This is a genomic window from Pseudonocardia sp. TRM90224 (assembly GCF_021245725.1).
In the GTDB taxonomy this organism is placed as follows: Bacteria; Actinomycetota; Actinomycetes; order Mycobacteriales; family Pseudonocardiaceae; genus Pseudonocardia.
Genome location: NZ_JAJGSX010000040.1, coordinates 1 through 17,633 on the forward strand (window position 1 = coordinate 1; position 17,633 = coordinate 17,633).

19 protein-coding genes are annotated in these 17,633 nt (G+C 70.6%); 13 read left to right on the forward strand and 6 right to left on the reverse strand.

Going from position 1 to position 17,633, the window contains the following annotated elements; translation table 11 throughout:
• The first annotated feature begins 186 nt into the window (after window positions 1-186).
• Complete coding sequence (locus LL648_RS35125; protein ID WP_308190436.1) at window positions 187-1,152, forward strand: alpha/beta fold hydrolase; 966 nt, start codon at window positions 187-189, stop codon at window positions 1,150-1,152.
• Between the two features lie 248 nt (window positions 1,153-1,400).
• On the opposite strand, the gene LL648_RS35130 is transcribed toward LL648_RS35125, so the two are convergent.
• Entirely contained in the window at window positions 1,401-1,841 is a 441-nt protein-coding gene (locus LL648_RS35130; protein WP_232667142.1) for a nitroreductase family deazaflavin-dependent oxidoreductase, read from the reverse strand.
• A 363-nt stretch (window positions 1,842-2,204) separates the two neighbouring features.
• Between LL648_RS35130 and LL648_RS45540 the strand changes: the two genes are divergently transcribed.
• The 8 genes from LL648_RS45540 (at window position 2,205) to LL648_RS35170 (ending at window position 10,028) form a co-directional block, all read left to right on the forward strand.
• Entirely contained in the window at window positions 2,205-3,356 is a 1,152-nt protein-coding gene (locus LL648_RS45540; RefSeq protein ID WP_232667143.1) for a carboxylate--amine ligase, read from the forward strand.
• Window positions 3,357-3,496: 140 nt separating this feature from the next.
• A complete protein-coding gene (locus tag LL648_RS35140) occupies window positions 3,497-4,036 on the forward strand; it encodes an EF-hand domain-containing protein (protein ID WP_232667144.1) in 540 nt (179 codons plus the stop codon).
• A gap of 21 nt (window positions 4,037-4,057) precedes the next feature.
• Complete coding sequence (locus tag LL648_RS35145; RefSeq protein ID WP_232667145.1) at window positions 4,058-4,909, forward strand: serine protease; 852 nt, start codon at window positions 4,058-4,060, stop codon at window positions 4,907-4,909.
• 100 nt (window positions 4,910-5,009) lie between these two features.
• The gene (locus LL648_RS35150; RefSeq protein WP_232667146.1) at window positions 5,010-6,359 is read left to right on the forward strand and encodes an MFS transporter; all 1,350 of its coding nucleotides are present in this window, start codon (window positions 5,010-5,012) and stop codon (window positions 6,357-6,359) included.
• Window positions 6,360-6,659: 300 nt separating this feature from the next.
• A complete protein-coding gene (locus tag LL648_RS35155) occupies window positions 6,660-7,808 on the forward strand; it encodes an MFS transporter (RefSeq protein ID WP_232667147.1) in 1,149 nt (382 codons plus the stop codon).
• Complete coding sequence (locus tag LL648_RS35160; RefSeq protein ID WP_232667148.1) at window positions 7,805-8,578, forward strand: phosphotransferase family protein; 774 nt, start codon at window positions 7,805-7,807, stop codon at window positions 8,576-8,578. Before LL648_RS35155 ends, LL648_RS35160 begins: the two co-directional genes overlap by 4 nt.
• 7 nt (window positions 8,579-8,585) lie before the next feature.
• Window positions 8,586-9,038, forward strand: coding sequence for an anthrone oxygenase family protein (locus LL648_RS35165; protein ID WP_232667149.1), 453 nt, complete (start codon window positions 8,586-8,588; stop codon window positions 9,036-9,038).
• 21 nt (window positions 9,039-9,059) lie between these two features.
• Window positions 9,060-10,028: a ketopantoate reductase family protein gene (locus tag LL648_RS35170; RefSeq protein WP_232667150.1), complete on the forward strand. Its 969-nt coding sequence runs from the start codon at window positions 9,060-9,062 to the stop codon at window positions 10,026-10,028.
• 488 nt (window positions 10,029-10,516) lie between these two features.
• Here the strand turns inward: LL648_RS35170 and LL648_RS35175 are convergent, their stop codons facing one another.
• On the reverse strand, window positions 10,517-10,795 hold the full coding sequence (locus LL648_RS35175) for a hypothetical protein (protein WP_232667151.1): 279 nt from the start codon (window positions 10,793-10,795) through the stop codon (window positions 10,517-10,519).
• A 279-nt stretch (window positions 10,796-11,074) separates the two neighbouring features.
• On the opposite strand from LL648_RS35175, the gene LL648_RS35180 reads away from it, so the two are divergent.
• Window positions 11,075-11,923, forward strand: a complete 849-nt coding sequence (locus LL648_RS35180) for a GntR family transcriptional regulator (RefSeq protein WP_232667152.1) — start codon at window positions 11,075-11,077, stop codon at window positions 11,921-11,923.
• Between the two features lie 46 nt (window positions 11,924-11,969).
• Here LL648_RS35180 and LL648_RS35185 read toward each other — a convergent pair whose 3' ends face one another.
• The 3 genes from LL648_RS35185 to LL648_RS35195 all read right to left on the reverse strand — a co-directional run bounded on the left by LL648_RS35185 (window position 11,970) and on the right by LL648_RS35195 (window position 14,843).
• On the reverse strand, window positions 11,970-12,299 hold the full coding sequence (locus tag LL648_RS35185) for a YciI family protein (protein WP_232667153.1): 330 nt from the start codon (window positions 12,297-12,299) through the stop codon (window positions 11,970-11,972).
• Between the two features lie 31 nt (window positions 12,300-12,330).
• Window positions 12,331-13,863 carry an MFS transporter gene (locus tag LL648_RS35190; RefSeq protein WP_232667154.1) on the reverse strand — a complete coding sequence of 511 codons (1,533 nt, stop codon included), beginning with the start codon at window positions 13,861-13,863 and terminating at the stop codon, window positions 12,331-12,333.
• A 92-nt stretch (window positions 13,864-13,955) separates the two neighbouring features.
• Window positions 13,956-14,843: an aminoglycoside phosphotransferase family protein gene (locus LL648_RS35195; RefSeq protein ID WP_374112156.1), complete on the reverse strand. Its 888-nt coding sequence runs from the start codon at window positions 14,841-14,843 to the stop codon at window positions 13,956-13,958.
• A gap of 147 nt (window positions 14,844-14,990) precedes the next feature.
• Here LL648_RS35195 and LL648_RS35200 point away from each other — a divergent pair, with 147 nt between their 5' ends.
• The 3 genes from LL648_RS35200 to LL648_RS35210 all read left to right on the forward strand — a co-directional run bounded on the left by LL648_RS35200 (window position 14,991) and on the right by LL648_RS35210 (window position 16,987).
• The gene (locus tag LL648_RS35200) at window positions 14,991-15,389 is read left to right on the forward strand and encodes a pyridoxamine 5'-phosphate oxidase family protein (protein ID WP_232667156.1); all 399 of its coding nucleotides are present in this window, start codon (window positions 14,991-14,993) and stop codon (window positions 15,387-15,389) included.
• Between the two features lie 285 nt (window positions 15,390-15,674).
• Complete coding sequence (gene bla / locus LL648_RS35205) at window positions 15,675-16,574, forward strand: class A beta-lactamase (RefSeq protein WP_232667223.1); 900 nt, start codon at window positions 15,675-15,677, stop codon at window positions 16,572-16,574.
• Window positions 16,574-16,987, forward strand: coding sequence for a DUF4259 domain-containing protein (locus LL648_RS35210; RefSeq protein WP_232667157.1), 414 nt, complete (start codon window positions 16,574-16,576; stop codon window positions 16,985-16,987). The genes bla and LL648_RS35210 overlap by 1 nt, the downstream gene beginning before the upstream one ends.
• 6 nt (window positions 16,988-16,993) lie before the next feature.
• Here LL648_RS35210 and LL648_RS35215 read toward each other — a convergent pair whose 3' ends face one another.
• A complete protein-coding gene (locus LL648_RS35215) occupies window positions 16,994-17,578 on the reverse strand; it encodes a DUF6058 family natural product biosynthesis protein (protein ID WP_232667158.1) in 585 nt (194 codons plus the stop codon).
• Between the last annotated feature and the right edge of the window lie 55 nt (window positions 17,579-17,633).

The window sequence follows — 17,633 nt, forward strand, 5'->3', positions numbered from 1 at the left end:
GTCGACGTTGCATACCGTGGGTGTGCGTTGCACATGGCCGGCCATGTGCAAGGTGTGTCGACGGTGTGCAACGTCGACCCAGGGCTTGCGGCGATTCACCTGACAGCCACTTTCATGCAACGTCGTTGCATGACAGTGGCTTTCCTGACCCACTCCACCCGACGGCCGGACCGTAGGCTCGACTTCGTGATCGATCATCGTTTTGTCGACGTCAACGGGCTCCGGCTGCACATCGCCGAGGCCGGGCCCGTTGACGGTCCGGTTGCGCTGCTGCTGCACGGCTTCCCGGAGTGCTGGTACTCCTGGCGCCACCAGCTGACCGCGCTGGCCGCGGCCGGCTTCCACGTCGTGGCACCCGACCAGCGCGGGTACGCGCGCAGCGACGCCCCGGCGAACGTTGCCGCGTACACGATGCTGCACCTCGTCGGCGACGCCATCGGGGTGCTCGACGCGGTGGGTGCGGAGCAGGCGCTCGTCGTCGGGCACGACTGGGGCGCTCCGGTGGCTTGGAACACGGCGATGCTGCGGCCCGACCGGGTCCGTGGTGTCGTGGGGCTGTCGGTGCCGTTGCTCCCGCGGTCGGCCGGGCGGCCCACCGAGGGGCTCGCGAGCCGGTTCGGCGCCGAGCACTACATGCTCTACTTCCAGGAACCGGGAGTCGCCGACGCCGAGCTGGGCGCCGATCCCGAGCGGACGTTCCGGGTGATGCTGGCGTCGGTCTCGGGCGGGCGGAAGCCGCAGCCGCTGACGGCCGCGCCCGGCAAGGGCTTCCTCGGCACCCGGCCGGTTCCGGAGGCGCTGCCCGGCTGGCTCACCGAGGCCGACATCAGCGCCTACGTCGCCGAGTACGCCGAAGACGCCGGGCGCGGCTTCACCGGTGGGCTCAACTGGTACCGCAACCTCGACCGGAACTGGGAGCTGACGGCCGCGTGGGCCGGTGCCACCACCGGCACCCCTGCGCTGTACATCGGCGGCGCGGACGACCCGGTGGTGCTCGGTCTCGACCGCGACTCCATCGAGGCCGTGCTGCGGCAGAGCCTCACCGACCTGCGGGGAACCACGCTGCTCGCCGGATGTGGGCACTGGATCCAGCAGGAACGCCCCGATGAGGTGAACACGGCCCTGCTGGAGTTCGCGGCGAGGCTCGGCTGAGCAGTTCAACGACGCGCCCGCTCGGCGCCGATCGGTAACCGCCGATCGCTCGGCGGCGACCGTTGAGCGTGCAAGCGCGGCCTGAACCGATTACCGACAGTGTCCGTCCGTTCACCGGCGAAGAGAGATCGGCCGCAACTCCGCCGCACCGCGGCCGTTGAGGGAGTGACCGGGGCCGGCGGAACAAGGGGAGCCTCCGCCGGCACCGGTTGATCCACCTCCCCGCCAGCAGGGTCTTCGCAGTCGCATCACACGACACGGAAGACCGGGAATCCCGACGCGATAGCGCGCAGCTCGTCGTCCGTGGCCGAGGCGGTCACGCCTTCGAAGAACCGGCCGACCTCCCAGCCCCACCGCTTCAGGTAGGCCCGCAGCACGGGCAGCTTGTCTGCGTCGTCCAGCTCGGCGACCGTGAACGGTTCCGCGCGCCGGCCCAGCCGCAGTTCCCCACCACCCGCGGCCCTCATGTTGCGCACCCACTGGGTGTGCCCCCGCGGCGCGACGAGGTAGCGCCGGCCGTCGAGCGTCAGCAGGTTGACCGGCACGGTGCGCCACTCTCCGCTCTTGCGTCCGCGGACGGCCAGGATGCGACTGCCTGCGACGCTCACGCCGAGCTTGGTGACGGCGGTGATCGCCCGGCTGAAGATCTCGTCGGCACGTGCGGGCTTGACGTAGCGCTGTGCGGTCATCGTGGCTCCCCATCTCCCTGAGAGCAGTGCTCTCGTTTGAGATCAGTGAACACCAGAACGCCACACCCGTCAAGAGCAGTGCTCTCGTTCGCCTGGGCAGGGCCGGCCGGAGCAGCGGGTTAGGCCATTGGCTCACTATGGGCGAGCCAGTGCGGCCGGCGGGCAACGCCTCGGCGGTTCACACGTCTTGCTCTTCGGTCGCGTAAGTGGCCGGGATACGGGTACGTCCTCCGGCAAGAACCGGGCGCGCACTCCACCCATCGTGTCCAGTTTGCACCCTGAGTCCACATTAGTCCTGAACACGTCGCTAAGAAGGGTCACGCGTTGGCCACGAATGGTCAGCTGCACCCTAGAGTGCAGCCCGTGAGTTCCCGCCCGTGCACACCGCGTGTTCTCGTCACCGGCAGCGAGTACCCCGGAGGGCTGGCTGCGATCCGAGCGCTCCGCCTGGCCGGATTCGAACCGTGGGCGGCCGATTCGGCGGCCGGTGGCTACGGAGCACGCTCGCGCGCCTCGGCCGGCACCGTGCGGGTGCCCGACCCGCGCACCGACGCCGAGGCGTTCGCCGGCGAGCTCGCACAGGCAGCGGACCGCATCGGCGCGGCGGTGGTGCTGCCCGGCACGGAGTCGGCGCTGCTGGCGCTGGGCACCTACCGCCACGTCTTCCCGGAGACCGTCGCCGTCGGTGCACCGCCGGAGGCCGCGACGCTCAAGGCGACGGACAAGCAGGCGCTCTCCGACCTCGCCACCGAGGCAGGGTTCACGATTCCCCCCACGTCGCTAGTCACCCTGGAAGACCTGCCGACGCACGTGCCGGAGCTGCGGTTCCCGGCGGTGGTGAAGCCGTTGCGCTCCGAGCTGGACACCGACGACGGGCAGCTGCAGCGCTTCGAGGTCGTCCAGGTCGACGACGTCCGCGAGCTGGAGGCGGCGTTGCGGACGCTGCCGGGGCAGGCCGGGCTGGTCCAGCCCTACCTGCGCGGACACATCCGCACGGTCAACGGGGTCGCCTGGAACGGCGAGGTCGTCGTCTCGGTGCACAAGCTCGCCGAACGCACCTGGCCGCTGGACTGCGGGATGGTCTCCTACGCCCGGACGGTGCCGGTGCACCAGGAGCTCGACACCGCCACCCGCACCCTGATCAAGAGCCTCGAGTGGAGCGGCATCTTCAACCTCCAGCTCATCGAGTCGGACGGCGCCAGCTACGTCATCGACCTCAACCCGCGGCTGTACCACTCCCTCGCCCTCGCGGTCAGGGCCGGCGCGAACCTTCCGGCGATCTGGACGTCGCTCCTGCTCGGCGAGACCCCCACCGGCCTCGGCTACCGAACCGGCGTGCACTTCCGCGCCGAGGAAGACCTGTACGCGCTCTGGCGCATGTTCATGGCGGGCGAGCGCGGCACCGCGCTGCGCGGGCTGCTCCCGCACACCCCGACGGTCCGGGCGGTCTTCCAGGTGAACGACCCAGGGCCGTCACTCTGCACCTTGCGCCGGGTGACCCGCAGCCTCAGGTAGTCGCGGAGCGTTTCACCGCGGGCCGCGTTTCACACCGATCACCCGTGTGAGTAGATGTGGGCTGCGCAACCACCGGACTACCGTCCATAAGGCCTCCTGAGCTCCGTCCGATGCATTCATTCATCATCTGAGGAGAACCGATGGCCACCGCAATCATGCAGAAGAAGGCGGACCGCCTCTTCGATACGTTCGACGCCGACCACAACGGCCGGTTGACCCGCGACGACTTCACCCGCATGGGCTCCGGCATGGCCGCGGCCGGCGGCGACCCGGAGGGCTCGCCCAGGTACGCCCAGGTCATGGCGGCCTACGACCGGCTGTGGGACGGCCTGCGCTCGAACCTGGACGCGAACGCCGACGGCGAGATCAGCCGCGAGGAGTTCGCGAGTTCCGCGCTCTGGGGATCCAGCGCCCAGTTCCGGGAGCTGATCGCCCCATTGGCGGACGCCATTTTCGCTGCGTACGACACCGACGGCGACGGCCGGCTGAGCCGAGCCGAGATGCTCGTCGCGGCTCGAGCGCACTCCGTTTCCGAGGCCGACATGATGTCCTTCTTCGACAAGGTCGACACCAACGGCGACGGCTATCTCGACCGGGCCGAGCACATGCGTTCGGTCGAGGAGTTCTACACGAGCGACGACCCGAAGGCGGCGGGGAACATCCTCTTCGGGCCCGTCTGATCCGGCCGCTACCCTCGGTGCGTGGGCCGACACAGCATCGTCGCGGCATCCGCCGCAGCGCTGGTCGTGCTCGGGCTCGCAGCACCGTCGGACACGATCGCCGAGCCGCCGGCGCCCCGGTTCGCATCGGCCGCGACGGCGACGATCACGCCGGGGGCGCTCCTGTACACGCCGTTCCGCGACGATGCCGCGTCGGCGTGCACAGCAGGTTTCGTCTTCACCGGCCGAAGTGGCGAGGTCTACCTCGGTTCCGCCGCGCACTGCGCCGCGGCGGAGCCGAACCCGCTCGACGACGGCTGCTCGGCCGCGGTCCTCCCGCTCGGCACACCCGTCGCGGTCCAGGCCAGCGACGGCGCGCAGGTGCGCGGCCGGCTGGCATACAGCTCGTGGCTCGCGATGCAGCGACGTGGTGAGGCGGCGGACGAGCTCTGCGCGCTCAACGACTTCGCGCTGGTCGAGATCGACCCCGAGGCCGTCGGGCTGGTCAACCCGACCGTCCCTGAGGTCGGCGGCCCGGACGGCATCGACACGGACGGTGCGGACCCGGGCGAGACGGTCTACAGCTACCAGCCGAACAACGGTGGGGCGCTCAGGGTCGGGGTCGCGCTCGGCAGTTCGACCGACGGGCTCGCCCACCGGGTGCGCTCGGCGGAGCCGGGCGGGCACGGCGACTCCGGCAGCGGCTACCTCGACGAGTACGGACGCGCGTCGGGCGTGCTGAGCACGCAGTTCGTCGACGCCGCTCGCACCAACGGGGTCACCGACCTCGCCCGGGCACTCGGCTACGCGAACCGCTACGGCGGCATCGGGCGGGTGGCACTGGTGAAAGGTACCGAGTACTTCAGCCCTGAACGGACAGCTTCATCGGAATGACGGAATGAGAGAACTGCCAGAAGACGCATAAGCAGGTTCGTCTCTGCGGACGTACCCTCGCCTCTCCGGGCCGCGACGCCGACCTCAACGGGGAGATCACATGTCGACCGCCAAGGACGAACCGCGCAGCAACATCATCAAGGTGGTCGCGGCCAGCATGGCCGGCACGACCGTCGAGTGGTACGACTTCTTCCTCTACGGCGTGGCCGCGGGCCTCGTCTTCGGCAAGGTCTTCTTCCCGCAGAGCGACCCGAGCGCGGCCACGCTGCTCGCGCTGGGGACCTTCGCCATCGGGTTCATCGCGCGACCCATCGGCGGGCTCGTGTTCGGGCACTACGGTGACCGGATCGGCCGCAAGACACTGCTGGTGATCAGCCTGCTGCTGATGGGGATCGCCACCTTCGCGATCGGCCTGCTGCCGGGGTACGCCACGATCGGAATTGCTGCGCCGCTGATCCTGGTGGCGCTGCGGCTGGTGCAGGGCTTCGCGCTCGGCGGCGAGTGGGGCGGCGCGGTCCTGATCGTCTCCGAGCACGGCGACGCGGCCCGACGCGGCTATTGGGCGAGCTGGCCGCAGGCCGGCGTCCCGATGGGGCAGCTGCTCGCCAACGGCCTGCTCGCCCTGCTCGCATTGGTACAGGATGAGCAGTCGTTCCTGGCCTGGGGCTGGCGGATCCCGTTCCTGCTCTCGGCGGTGCTCGTGCTCATCGGTTTGTGGGTGCGGCTGTCGGTCGAGGAGTCGCCGATCTTCAAGGAAGCGCAGGCGCAGGCGCAGCGGCGGGCGGCGGCCGGGGAACGGGAGGTCGTCCCGATCGTCGATGTGTTCCGCCGGTACCCGCGTGAGGTGCTCACGGCGATGGGCGCGCGCTTCGCGGAGAACGTCTCGTACTACATCTTCACGATCGTCATCATCACCTACCTCACGAACAAGCAGCTGCACTCGCTGTCGAACTCGTTCGTGCTGAACGCGGTGCTGATCGGCGCGGTGGTGCACCTGGTGACGATCCCGATGTGGGGCGCGCTCTCGGACCGGTTCGGCCGCAGGCCGATCTACCTGCTCGGCGCGGCCGGGGTGGGCGTCTGGAGCTTCGTGTTCATCGCACTGATCGACACCGAGAACTTCCTGCTGACGACGCTCGCCGTCATCGGCGGCCTGCTGTTCCACGGCGCGATGTACGGCCCGCAGGCGGCGTTCCTCTCCGAGCTGTTCGGCACGAAGGTGCGCTACTCGGGCGTGTCGATCGGCTACCAGCTCGCCTCGATCGTCGCCGGCGGGCTGGCGCCGACCATCGCCGTGCTGCTCTTCACCCAGTTCGGCAACGGCTACGTGGTCGCGGTGTACGTCGCGCTGTCGTCCGTGATCTCCGTCGTGGCCGTGGCCACCTACACCGAGACCCGCACCCGCGACCTCGCGGCCGACCACGCCGTCGCGGGGGGCACCGCACCCTGAAGCAGGCGCGTCGCCCAGGTGGAGGGCAGGAAAGCCACTTCCTGCCCTCACAGGGCCTGAAAGTGGCTTTCCTGCCCTCGCGTGCGCAACGCACACATCCCAGCCCCAGCACGGCCCCGCGGATGCGTGCGCAAGGCACTCCCGACCGCCCGGCGGGCCGGGCCGCGCCCAGCACGGATTCACCTCCCTCGTGGCGGCCCGGAGGGTCATGGCGGACTTTCCTGACCTCGCCCGGCGCGGGGGCGGCCGACCACGCCGTCGCGGGAAATGGGCGTGACACCGCCCCGTAGGGTCGGCTGCATGGACCCCGATCTCCGGAAGGCGCGGGTCGGCGTCTGCATCGTCTTCGCGATCTGCGGCGCGGCGTTCGCGACTTGGGCGGCACGCATTCCCGCAGTTCAGGAGCGTCTCGGCCTGTCCACCGGGGAGCTCGGGCTGGGTCTGTTCGCGCTCGCCGCCGGCTCGGTGATCGCGCTGCTCGCGGCCGGCCCGTTGATCGTCACGATCGGCAGCAGGGCCGGCGCGATGATCGGCGCGGTGGTGCTCTGCGCCGGGCTCCCGGTGATCGCGTTCGCGCCGGGCAAGGCCTGGTTCGTCGCGGCGCTGTTCGTGCTAGGTGTCGGCAACAGCGTCCTCGACGTCTCCATGAACGCCCACGCCGCGCGGGTCGAGCAGGAGTACGGACGGCCGATCTTCGCGGGCTTCCACGCGTTCTGGAACATCGGCGGGCTCGTTGGCTCCGGGGCCGGCGCCGCGCTCGAAGCCGTGCACGTCCCGATCACCGTGCACTTCCCCTGGGCCGCCGTGCTGCTGCTTGCGATCGGCGCGTTCGCGACGCTCCGGCTCTTCCGCACCGGCCCCGACCAGGGCCAGGGCGCATCGGCGTTCGCGCTGCCGAGCAAGGCGCTGATCCCGCTCGGCGTGATCGCCTTCTGCGGGTTCCTCGCGGAGGGCACGGTCAACGACTGGAGCGCGGTCTACCTCAGCGACGTCACCGCCGCGCCGGCCGCCGTCACGTCGCTGGGGTACTTCGCGTTCTCGTTCGCGATGATCGGCGTTCGGCTGGTGGCCGACCGCGCGACCGACCGGGTCGGGATCGTTGCGCTCGTCAGGGTCGTCACCGTGATCACGCTCGCCGGATTCGCGCTGGTCACGCTGGTGCCCGTGCCGGCGGTGGCGATCATCGGGTTCGCGGTGGTCGGGGTCGGCGTCTCCGCGGTGGTCCCGCTCGCGTGGAGCAGCGCCAGCAGGATGGAGCCGCACGCGCCCTCGCGCGCGGTCGCGGCCGTCGCCACGTGCGGCTACCTCGGCTTCCTCGCCGGCCCGGTGGTGATCAGCGTGCTCGAGGGCGCGGTGGGGCTGCGGCTCGCCGTCGCGTGCGCCGGCGCGCTGATGGTGCTGGTCTACGTGCTCGCGCCGACGATGCGGGTGCCGGTGGCCGCGCGATGACGGACGAGCAGATGATCATCGAGCAGGGTTGGGACAGCATCACCACGCTCGTCGACGGGCGCTGGATCGAGCGCAGGCCGCGCCGCCCGGAGATCGCCGCGAACCTCGTGATGGAGACGCGGGTGCTGCCGTGGCTCGCGCCAGGGTTGCCGCTCGCGGTCCCGGTGCCGGTGGTGGCGCAAGAAGAGCCGCTGGTGGTGCGGCACCCGCTGGTCGTCGGCCAGCATATCACGCGGCTCGACGCGGCGAACGGCACCGCGCTCGGCACGTTCCTGCGTGCGCTGCACGCGGCCGACGTCGAGCAGGCCGTCGTGCTCGGGCTGCGGCCCGGGCCGGCGGCCCGGGCCGAGACCGCGGCCACCACCGCCCGGTTCCGCGAGCGGGTGGTGCCGCTGCTGCCGGCCTACCGGCGCGCCGCCGGGCTGACGTTGCTGGAGCAGGTCGGGCGTCAGCCGGCCGACACGGTGGTGCACGGCGACCTCGGGCCCGAGCACGTCCTGTGCGCGGACGGAGTGTTGTCCGGCGTCATCGACTTCACCGACGCCCACGTCGGCGATGCCGCGCTCGACCTCGCCTGGCCGCTGCACGGCACACCTGCCGCGTTCGCCGACGCGGTGGCCACCGCGTACGGCGGGCCGCCCGACCTGCGCGGGCGCGCGTTGCTGTGGCATCGGCTGGGGCCGTGGTACGAGGTCGAGCACGGGCTGGAGACCGGCGACGACGAGGACGTCCGTTCCGGGCTGGCCGGGGTCCTCGACCGCCTGTCATGATCGGTTGATGGCCGATGCGGGCACGGTGCTGCTGACGATCGCGCGGGCTGCCAACGCGCACTGGTTCTTCGGGAACCTGTACGAGGAGCTCGTGCGGATGCCCGACCGGCTGGCCGACGAGCACGACTCCGGCCGCGCCCGCCTGCCCAGCCCGGTCCGCTACTACGTGCCCGCCCTCCCCGCGCTCGTCGGCGGCGCGGTCGCGGCAGCCGTCACCGGACGGCGCGGTCCGGCGCGGGGTGCGCTGGCGACGGCGGCGGTGAGCACGGTCGCCGGCGTGGGGCTCACGGGCTTTGTCGTGCGCACGGTCATCTTCCGGTTGATCGACGACGGCCCGCCGCTGGAGCAGGCCGAGCGGGAGCGGCTGATCACGCGCTGGCACCGGGTGAACCGCGTGCGGCTCGTGCTCGCCGCCGTCGCCGCCATCGCCTACGACCGGGCCGCCCGCGGGGGTTGTTGAGCACCGAATAGGTTGAGGATCATGCGATACGTCGTGGTCGGCGCCGGTGCCATCGGCGGGACGATCGGGGGCCGGCTGCACGAGGCGGGCCGCGAGGTTGTGCTGGTCGCGAGGGGTGCGCACCTCGATGCGCTGCGCCTGCACGGGCTGCGGCTCGACGAGCCGGGCCGGTCGCGGACGCTGCGCATCCCCGCTGTGGCCCACGTCACGGAGATCGACTGGCGCCCCGGTGACGTCGTGCTGCTCTGCACGAAGTCGCAGCACAGCGTCGCGGTGCTCGACGACCTCTCCGAAGCGGCACCGGACACCCCGGTCGTCTGCGTGCAGAACGGTGTCGCGAACGAGCGGTTCGCCGCGAACCGGTTCGCGGAGGTCCAGTCGATCTGCGTGATGCTGCCGGCGGAGCACCTCACCCCCGGCCGGGTCGTCGCGTACTCGGCACCCTGCCCCGGCGTGCTCGATATCGGGCGCTACCCGAGCGGCGCCGACGAGCTGACGATGCAGATCGCCGGCGACCTGACCGCGGCCGGGTTCAGCTCCGAGCCGACCCCGTCGATCATGCCGTGGAAGTACCGGAAGCTGCTGCTCAACCTCGGCAACGCCGCCGAAGCGGCCTGCGGCCCGGGCGACCCCGGGCTGCCCGACCTCGTCCGCGCGGCGGTCGCCGAGGGCGAGCAGTGCCTCACCACCGCGGGCATCGACGTCGTGTCGCAGGCGGACGACGTCGAACGGCGCGGCGACCTGATCAGCATGCACCCGGTCGACGGCGAGAAGCGCCAGGGCGGCTCGACGTGGCAGAGCCTGCAGCGCGCCACCGGCTCGACCGAGGCCGAGTTCCTGACCGGCGAGATCGTCGCCATCGGGCGCCGCGTCGGCGTCCCGACCCCGGTCAACACCCTCCTGCTCGGCACGGCCGTGGAGATGGCGGCGGACAACGAGCGCCCGGGATCGCGCGACGCCGCCCAACTGCTGGCCGCCGTACCGGTCTGACGCGCCGAGGGTGAGTCGCGCGTTCCGGAGCGGTGAGTCGCCACTTCGAGCACGGTGAGTCGACACTTTCGGCACGGCGAGTCGACACCTCCGACACGATGAAGGCCACTCGCGCGGCCTCACGAAGGTGGTAGTGCCGTCACAAAGGTGGTAGTGCCGTCACACAGGTCATGCTCTGTGTGACGGCGCCATCCGGTGTGTGAGGTGCGGATCGAGCCACCGTCGAACGCGCGTGGAGTGGGCGATGGCTCCATCGGGCGATCGCGCAGCACGGTGGCGAGCCGATCTCGTGGCGGGCCCATCCGCCCTGCCCGCAGTGCGGGCACTTCGTGCGGGCTATGCGAACGCGCGCGGGCACGCTTGCGCGTTTGCCGAACAGGCGTAGCTTCATCACTCCACTGCCTTCCCTGGTTGTGGAAGGCGCGGGGCGGGCAGGGGCCTGCACGCTCATCCACCCGCCCCGCGCCGGCTATCGGGTCGCTGCCGCGCTAGCGCAGCTCGACGCCTGACTTGCGGGCGCTCTCCAGTTGCGCCCGTCTCTCGAACTCGACGGCGGCAACCGCGCAGGCATGCCGCGCCCACAACGGCGCCGCGAGGTCGCCGGCGAGTACCCGCCACGCTTGAGCCACAGCTGCGTAGCTGAGTGCCAGCCGCCCCGCCGCCTCCGCGTCCCCGGTCTTCGAGGCCTGGTACAGCGCGCTCGTCTGCTCGGCGAACGCGGTGTTCCAGCGGGCGACCGCCTCCCCTGACGGCCGCACGATCGTCATGCCGCCTTCTTGACCTCGGCCGGCTGCACCGGCTGATCGGATACAGCCTCGTCGACGGGGATCCGCCGCTGGATACGTATGTGGTGGGGAACTGCCATGCCCATCTCCCTGCTCCGACAGCCGCTCTACCTGCTCTAACGCTGCAGAATACTAGATAAGTTGCCTAATCAAGTCAAGAGGGTTGTTGGGGACAGGCTTCTAGGCGAGCTAGGCGTAGCGGCCTATGCTTGCCCATCGATGCGCGATCGGGGCAAGGATGGATCGCTCGAGAGGAGAAGCATGGCTCTGGATCCTGACGACTCGAGGCCGCCCTACATCCAGATCGCGTCGGCCCTGCGGGCGGCGATACTGACGAAGGCCGTCAAGGGTGGTGAGAAGCTGCCGTCACGCAACGAGCTCGCGAAGCGCTACGACGTCGCTCCGATGACGGTGCAGAGCGCGCTGCGTCTGCTGCGCGAGGAAGGCCTGATCATCTCGCGTCAGGGCAGCGGCGTCTTCGTTCGCGAGCGCACCGACCGTCCCGTGGGCCTGGGGCCGCTCATGGAGCGGGCGTTCTCGGCCGACCACATCACGCTCGACTTCGCCGGCTTCTCCGGCGAGTCGCTGATGGCCGCGGTGCGGCCGCCGATCGACAAGATCCGCGTCGGGCGGTACACCCCCGAGTCGATCCACATCCGGATCCTGGTTCCCGACCCCGAGGTGCCGTGGGCACTGCCGTCGACGGTCGAGGACCACTCCGACAGCCCCGAGTTCCGCAAGCGTATGGAGGAGATCATGCGCAGGAACGTGATCGCGATCGTCGACGACGTGACGGAGCTCGGCGAGATCGGGCTGGTCAAAGAGGTGACGGCGCAGGTGCGGGTGCATCCGGTCGCGCCGATGTTCAAGCTCTACGTGCTCAACGGCAAGGACATGTTCCTGGGCTTCTACCCGGTCCGGGAGCAGGAGCACACGCTCGACGGCCAGCCGCAGGCGATCTACGACCTCGACGGATCGAGCCCGGTGCTGCTGCACCACTCCCGCACCGACGACGACGCCAGCGCCGGCACGCAGTACGTCGACCAGGGCATCGCCTGGTTCGACAGCGTGTGGAGCACGATCGCGCGCAAGTACAAGTACAAGAACTGAACGGACCGCAGCACCAACAGCGCTGCGGTCCGTCCGGGTTTGATTCCTAGAGCTGCATGAGCGGCCGGATCTCGACCCCGCCGTCCATGATCGGCAGCAGCTTGCCGATCTCGATCGCGTGCGCCAGGTCGCGGGCTTCCACCACGAAGATGCCGGCGAACGCCTCCTTCGTCTCGAGGAACGGCCCGTCGGTCACGACCCCTCCTTTGCGGATGGTCGTCGCGGTGCTCGCCGGCTGCATCGCCGTCTCGTCGACGATCCGGCCGCCTGTCGCGACGATCCGTTCCGACGCCGCCATGTTCGCCTCCATCACCTCCGGCGGGATGTCGGCCACCGGGATCTCCCGTTCGTAGATCAAGATCGCGTACTGGGGCATCGTTACCTCCGTTGTTTTCTTCGTGCCGGTCTCAGGCCTGTCGGCCGGTCGGTGGGACGTGCCGCAGCACGGTGATGATGGCGGCCGCGGCGACGACGAGCACGGCGACGCTGACGGCGGAGTAGACGGTGAACCCGTCTGTGAACGCGGCGCGGGCCGCAACCAGCAGCGGGTCGCCTACCGCCGGCGGCAGCTCGGACGCGACGGCGACCGCGCCCGCGACGCTCTCCCGTGCCGTGGCGGCGGCGTCGTCCGGCAGCCCGGCCGGCGCGCTCGACGCGAGGCGTCCCACGTAGACGGCCGCCCCGATGCTGCCCATGATCGCCACCCCGAGCGCGGCCCCCACCTCGTTGGCCATCTGCACGAGCGACGACGACGAGCCGGCCTTCTCCGGCGGTGTGGCGCTGACGACGAGATTCGTCCCCAGCGACAGCAACGGCCCTTCGAGCAGGCCGAGCAGCGCGAAGCCCACAGCGAGCACCATCGGGCTCGAGCCGGGGCCGAGCTGGGTGAACCACACGAAGACCGCCGCGACGCCCAGCAGGCTGCCCCCGATCAGGGGCGCGGGCCGGATCCGGCGGCCGAGCAGCGGCGACACCGTCGTGCTCAAGGTGCCCGCGAGCATCCCGGGCACCAGGTAGAGCGCGGCCTGGAAGGCGGTCAGGCCGGCGACGGACTGCAAGAACTGCGTGACGAACAGGACGCTCGACGCCCCGATGATCGCGTAGAGCAGCAGGCCGGCGACCATGGCGCTGAACGAGCGGATGCGGAACAGCGCGATCTCCAGCAGCGGCTCGGCGAGCTTGCCCTGCCTCATGACGAACGCCGCGCCGATCACGATTCCGGCCACGCCGACCGCGATCGGGCCGGGCTGCCACCCATGCCTGGTCATTTCCTTCAGTGCATAGACAAGCCCAAGCATGGCTGTCAGGGACATCAGGACGCTGGCCAGGTCGAGCCTGCCAGCACCTGCGTTGCGGTACTCGGGCACGAGGAACATGCAGAGCACGATCACCGCCGCCATGATCGGCACTCCGAGCAGGAACACCGAGCCCCACCAGAAGTACGAGAGCATGATCCCGCCGACGACGGGACCGAGCACCGCACCGATGGTGAACCCGCTCGCCCACACACCGATAGCGACCCCCATTTGCTTCGGATCGCGGAACATCGTGCTGATCAGCGCGAGCGTCGACGGCGCGAGCGTCGAGCCGGCGATGCCGAGCAGCGCGCGAGCGGCGATGAGCAGCTCGGGGCTCGTGGCGAACGCCGAGAGCAGCGACGCCGCCGCGAAGCACCCCGCGCCGATCATCAGGAGCTTGCGCCGGCCGATGCGGTCGCCGAGCGTGCCCATCGTGATGAGGAACCCGCCGACCATGAACCCGTAGATGTCGAGGATCCACAGCTGCTCCACGGCGCTGGGCTGCAGGTCGGCGGTGAGGCCCGGCAGTGCGAGCAGCAGCACGAACATGTCGAAGGAGATCATCATTACGGCCAGTGCCAGCACTGCTAGGCCGGCCCACTCCCGCCGACCTGCCTTCGGTGGTGTCGTGTCGATGGTCATGTCCGCCGGTCCTCTCGTCGTCCTCTTACCGGGACGACCCGCGAGGACCGGCGGAATCAACAGCGCCGTGCTCATGATCTACGTGATCCGGGTCACAGCATGCGGTGCTCCAGAAGGATCCGGGCGAGCGTGACCTGCGCCGGGTCGAGCGCCGCGCTCCCGTCCTCGACGTCCCACAGCCCGTTCTGCAGCACCCGCCCCAACGTCCAGCCGGCCGCGCGTCGACGGTCGAGCCCGAGCGTGGCGGTGAGCTGGTCGAAGCGGCGCAGCACGGTCCGCTCGACGTCGCCCGACGGCACGACGATCTCCTGCCACCCGCTGTTCAGCGCGGGCCAAAGATCGAAACCGGGATCCCCCGCGAGCGGCTCGGGGTCGATCGCGAGCCACGGCTCGCGCTCGCCGGCGAGCACGTTGTCGTAGTGCAGGTCCCAATGCAGCAGCCGGTCGCCCGCCTCGCCGATGAGATCCGCGACGACCGCGGCGCACGTACCGAGCAGCGTCCGCTCGGCGGGATCGGGCAGCGCACGTGCGGCGCCCGGCGTCTCGTCGACCATGGCGGCCGCGATGTCGGCCAGGCGACGCACACCCGCCGGGGCCTGCACGGCCACGAGCCTGGCCAGCAGCTCGGCGAGGATCTGCATCGCGGCGACGTCGGTGACGGTGTCGGTGCCGGCGAGGCTCGCGAGCGGGCGGGTGGCGTCGAGCCGTTCGAGCAGCATGCCGCCGCTGCTCGGGTCGTGTTCGAACAGCTCGACGGAGCCGTTGCCGGCCCAGAGCGTCAGCCCGAGCGCGGTCGCGGCGTTGTCGTCGGCCACCGGCTGCACCTTGAGCGCGGCAGGGGATCCGTCGGTGCGCAGCACAGGCAGCACGATGCCGGCCATGCCGTGGCGGAGCGGCCCGTCGGCGCGCAACGACCAGCGTTGCTGCAGGTCGGCGACGAGCGACGGAAGCGCCGCGAGCCATGCCGCGTCGTGGTTCATCGATGCGGCGAGGGCCGCTGGAACGCTGATGGTCAAGGATTCTCCTTCGTGTGCGGGGATGAGGACACGAAGGTGTGCGGGGGTGCCCGCGCGGCGGGCGTCGGTCAACGCATGAAACCGATCTTACGGGGGTGCGAAGCTTGATCCATGGGAGCCGAACCGCCACCGGACGTCGTGCACCGGATCGTGCACGAGCGCATCGCCTGGATCTGCACGCTCCGCCGCGACGGATCACCTCACGTCACACCGATCTGGTTCGTCTTCCGCGACCCGACGTGGTGGATCGGGAGCAGCGAGCGCAACGTCAAGGTGCGCAACGTCGAAGCGGACGCCAGGGTGTCGATCGCGTTGGAGGGCGGGCTGCACCCGGTGGTCGCTGAAGGCAAGGCCGCGGTCCGGCGCAGCGACTTCCCGGCCGACGTCGTCGCCGAGTTCGCGAGCAAGTACGACGGCTGGGACGTGCTCGAGGAGTGGGCGGGCTTCGGCGCGCGGGTGCTGCTGGAGGTGCCGACGTCGAGGTGGCTGCTGGCCGGCACGGCCCAGTAGCGGGATGCAGGCAGCGAAGACAGCACCCACCGCGACGAGCCCGCCCCGAAACGTGGGACTCGCCCGCTGAAACGTGGGACTCGCCCGCGGGAACGTGGGACTCGCCGTGCTGGAAGTGTCGACTCGCCGTGCTGGAGGTGTCGACTCGCCGTGCCGAAAGTGTCGACTCGCCGTGCTCGAAGTGGCGACTCACCGCTCTGGAGCGGGCGACTCGCCGCTGCCGGGCTACCCTGCCCCGAGTTGATCATCCGCGGGGGGATCTGGGCTGTGTCGTCACCACCGGCCATGGGCCGCCGGACGTTCTTGGGAGCGGCGGCCCTGCTGCCGCTGGCCGGTTGCGCAACCAGCGCGACCAGCGCACCACCGGCGGCACCGCCCACTCCCCCACCCCCGCCCGTCGAGGAACGGCACGACCACCTCGTCGGGCTGGAGCGGAAGTTCGACGCCCGTCTTGGCGTCTACGCGCTCTCGACCGGCAGCGGTGCGATCGTCGCGCACCGGGCGGACGAGCGGTTCGCGTTCTGCTCGACGTTCAAGGCACTGGCCGCGGCCGCCGTCCTGCAACGCAACCCGATCTCGCACCTCGAGACCGTCCTGACCTACACGGAGGCCGATCTGCTGAAGAGCGCCGTCGTGACCAGGGAGCACGTCGCGTCGGGGATGACGATCCGGCAGCTCTGCGACGCCGCGGTGCGCTTCAGCGACGGGACGGCCGGCAACCTGCTGCTGCGCGACCTCGGGGGGCCGGGCGAGCTGACGACGTACGCGCGGAGCATCGGCGACACCGTCACGCAGATGGACCGGATCGAGCCCGCGATCGTCGAGGCCACGCCGGGCGACCCGCGCGACACGTCGTCGCCGCGGGCGTTCGGCACGAACTTCGAGCGGATCGTCCTCGGCGAGGCGCTGCCCGTCGAGCAACGTGGGTTCCTCCGCGATCTGCTCGAACGCAACACCACCGGCGACCGCCGAATCCGCGCCGGCCTGCCGGCCGGCTGGCGCGTCGCCGACAAGACCGGGACGGGCGACTACGGCACGGCCAACGACATCGCCGTCGGATGGCCACCCGGCGGCGCACCGCCGATCGTCCTCGCGATCATGTCGAGCAAGGCCACCAAGGACGCCCAGTACGACCAGGCACTACTGGCCGAGGCCGCCGCATACGTGGCTGACAAGATCACCTGATGGGCACTTGGGGAACGGGCTCGTTCGACAACGACAACGCCGCCGATTTTGCGGGCGACCTCGACGATGCCACGGCAGCGGACCGCCCAGCGTTGCTCAGGGAGGCGCTCGACAACGCCGCCTCCGCCGACCACCTCGACTCGTACGAGGCGGACCTGGCGATTGCCGCAGCCGCGATCGTCGCCGCGCAGCTTCCCGACGGCCCCCGACCCAACCCGAACTACGGGCCGAACTTCGTAGCCGCCGGAGAACCGGTCGCGGTCGACCCGGACCTGTTCGCGCTGGCTCGCGCGGCGCTCACCCGGATCCTCGACGACGAGGAGAACGAGTGGCTCGAGCTCTGGCAGGAGAGCGGCGACGCCGACGCGGCGATCGCCGTCGTCGAGGCGCTCCGGAACGCGCTGCCCGCCTGAACGACGTCAGCTGCGCGGGAACCGCGCCCGCACGGCGTCGATGCAGCGGTCGCGCGAGGTCGGGCCGCCGAACCGCAGCCGGTCGTACGCCGTGAACTCGCGCTCGAGCCCGTCGAGCTCGTCGACCAGCCCGTGCAGACGTGCGTTCCAGCCGGGGGTGCCGGCGTCCGGCAGGTCCGGCGCGGCCGTGATCGCGGCCGTCAGCTCGTCCTTGCGCTGCAACGCGACCGGCGTGACGGCACGCATGCAGACGTACTGCCCGCTGAGGTAGGACCGCCATTCCTCGCCGGCCTGCTCCCGATCGGCCCACTGCGCGCGGAACCATTGTTCGAGCCGGTCGATCCCGCCGGCCTCGTCGGCGAGGTCGAACAGATCGGCCGGCACCATCATCGCGCCGTCGGACCGCACATAGCTCGGCATCGGGAGCCGGCCGGCGAGCATCAGCTCATGCGTCTCGTCGACGTCGCGTCCGCGCGCCCGGCACAGGTCGTCCAGCACGACGAACTCGGCCGTCACGTAAGCGTCGTCGACATCCGTCATCCGGTGGTCGCCGTTGATCTCGCGGAATCGCGCGAGGAGCGGATGCATCATCGCTCCAGCCTAGGAAGCGGTAAGCGCGCTGCCCAATGCGAAGAAGTGATGCGAC

Coding starts and splice junctions, on each gene's coding strand:
- LL648_RS35130 (WP_232667142.1), bottom strand. CDS start 1,841: ATGACCGCACAGCGCTACGTCAAGCCCGCACGTGCCGACGAGATCTTC.
- LL648_RS35140 (WP_232667144.1), top strand. CDS start 3,497: ATGGCCACCGCAATCATGCAGAAGAAGGCGGACCGCCTCTTCGATACG.
- LL648_RS35150 (WP_232667146.1), top strand. CDS start 5,010: ATGTCGACCGCCAAGGACGAACCGCGCAGCAACATCATCAAGGTGGTC.
- LL648_RS35155 (WP_232667147.1), top strand. CDS start 6,660: ATGGACCCCGATCTCCGGAAGGCGCGGGTCGGCGTCTGCATCGTCTTC.
- LL648_RS35160 (WP_232667148.1), top strand. CDS start 7,805: ATGACGGACGAGCAGATGATCATCGAGCAGGGTTGGGACAGCATCACC.
- LL648_RS35165 (WP_232667149.1), top strand. CDS start 8,586: ATGGCCGATGCGGGCACGGTGCTGCTGACGATCGCGCGGGCTGCCAAC.
- LL648_RS35170 (WP_232667150.1), top strand. CDS start 9,060: ATGCGATACGTCGTGGTCGGCGCCGGTGCCATCGGCGGGACGATCGGG.
- LL648_RS35175 (WP_232667151.1), bottom strand. CDS start 10,795: ATGACGATCGTGCGGCCGTCAGGGGAGGCGGTCGCCCGCTGGAACACC.
- LL648_RS35180 (WP_232667152.1), top strand. CDS start 11,075: ATGGCTCTGGATCCTGACGACTCGAGGCCGCCCTACATCCAGATCGCG.
- LL648_RS35185 (WP_232667153.1), bottom strand. CDS start 12,299: ATGCCCCAGTACGCGATCTTGATCTACGAACGGGAGATCCCGGTGGCC.
- LL648_RS35190 (WP_232667154.1), bottom strand. CDS start 13,863: ATGACCATCGACACGACACCACCGAAGGCAGGTCGGCGGGAGTGGGCC.
- LL648_RS35195 (WP_374112156.1), bottom strand. CDS start 14,843: ATGAACCACGACGCGGCATGGCTCGCGGCGCTTCCGTCGCTCGTCGCC.
- LL648_RS35200 (WP_232667156.1), top strand. CDS start 14,991: ATGGGAGCCGAACCGCCACCGGACGTCGTGCACCGGATCGTGCACGAG.
- bla (WP_232667223.1), top strand. CDS start 15,675: ATGGGCCGCCGGACGTTCTTGGGAGCGGCGGCCCTGCTGCCGCTGGCC.
- LL648_RS35210 (WP_232667157.1), top strand. CDS start 16,574: ATGGGCACTTGGGGAACGGGCTCGTTCGACAACGACAACGCCGCCGAT.
- LL648_RS35215 (WP_232667158.1), bottom strand. CDS start 17,578: ATGATGCATCCGCTCCTCGCGCGATTCCGCGAGATCAACGGCGACCAC.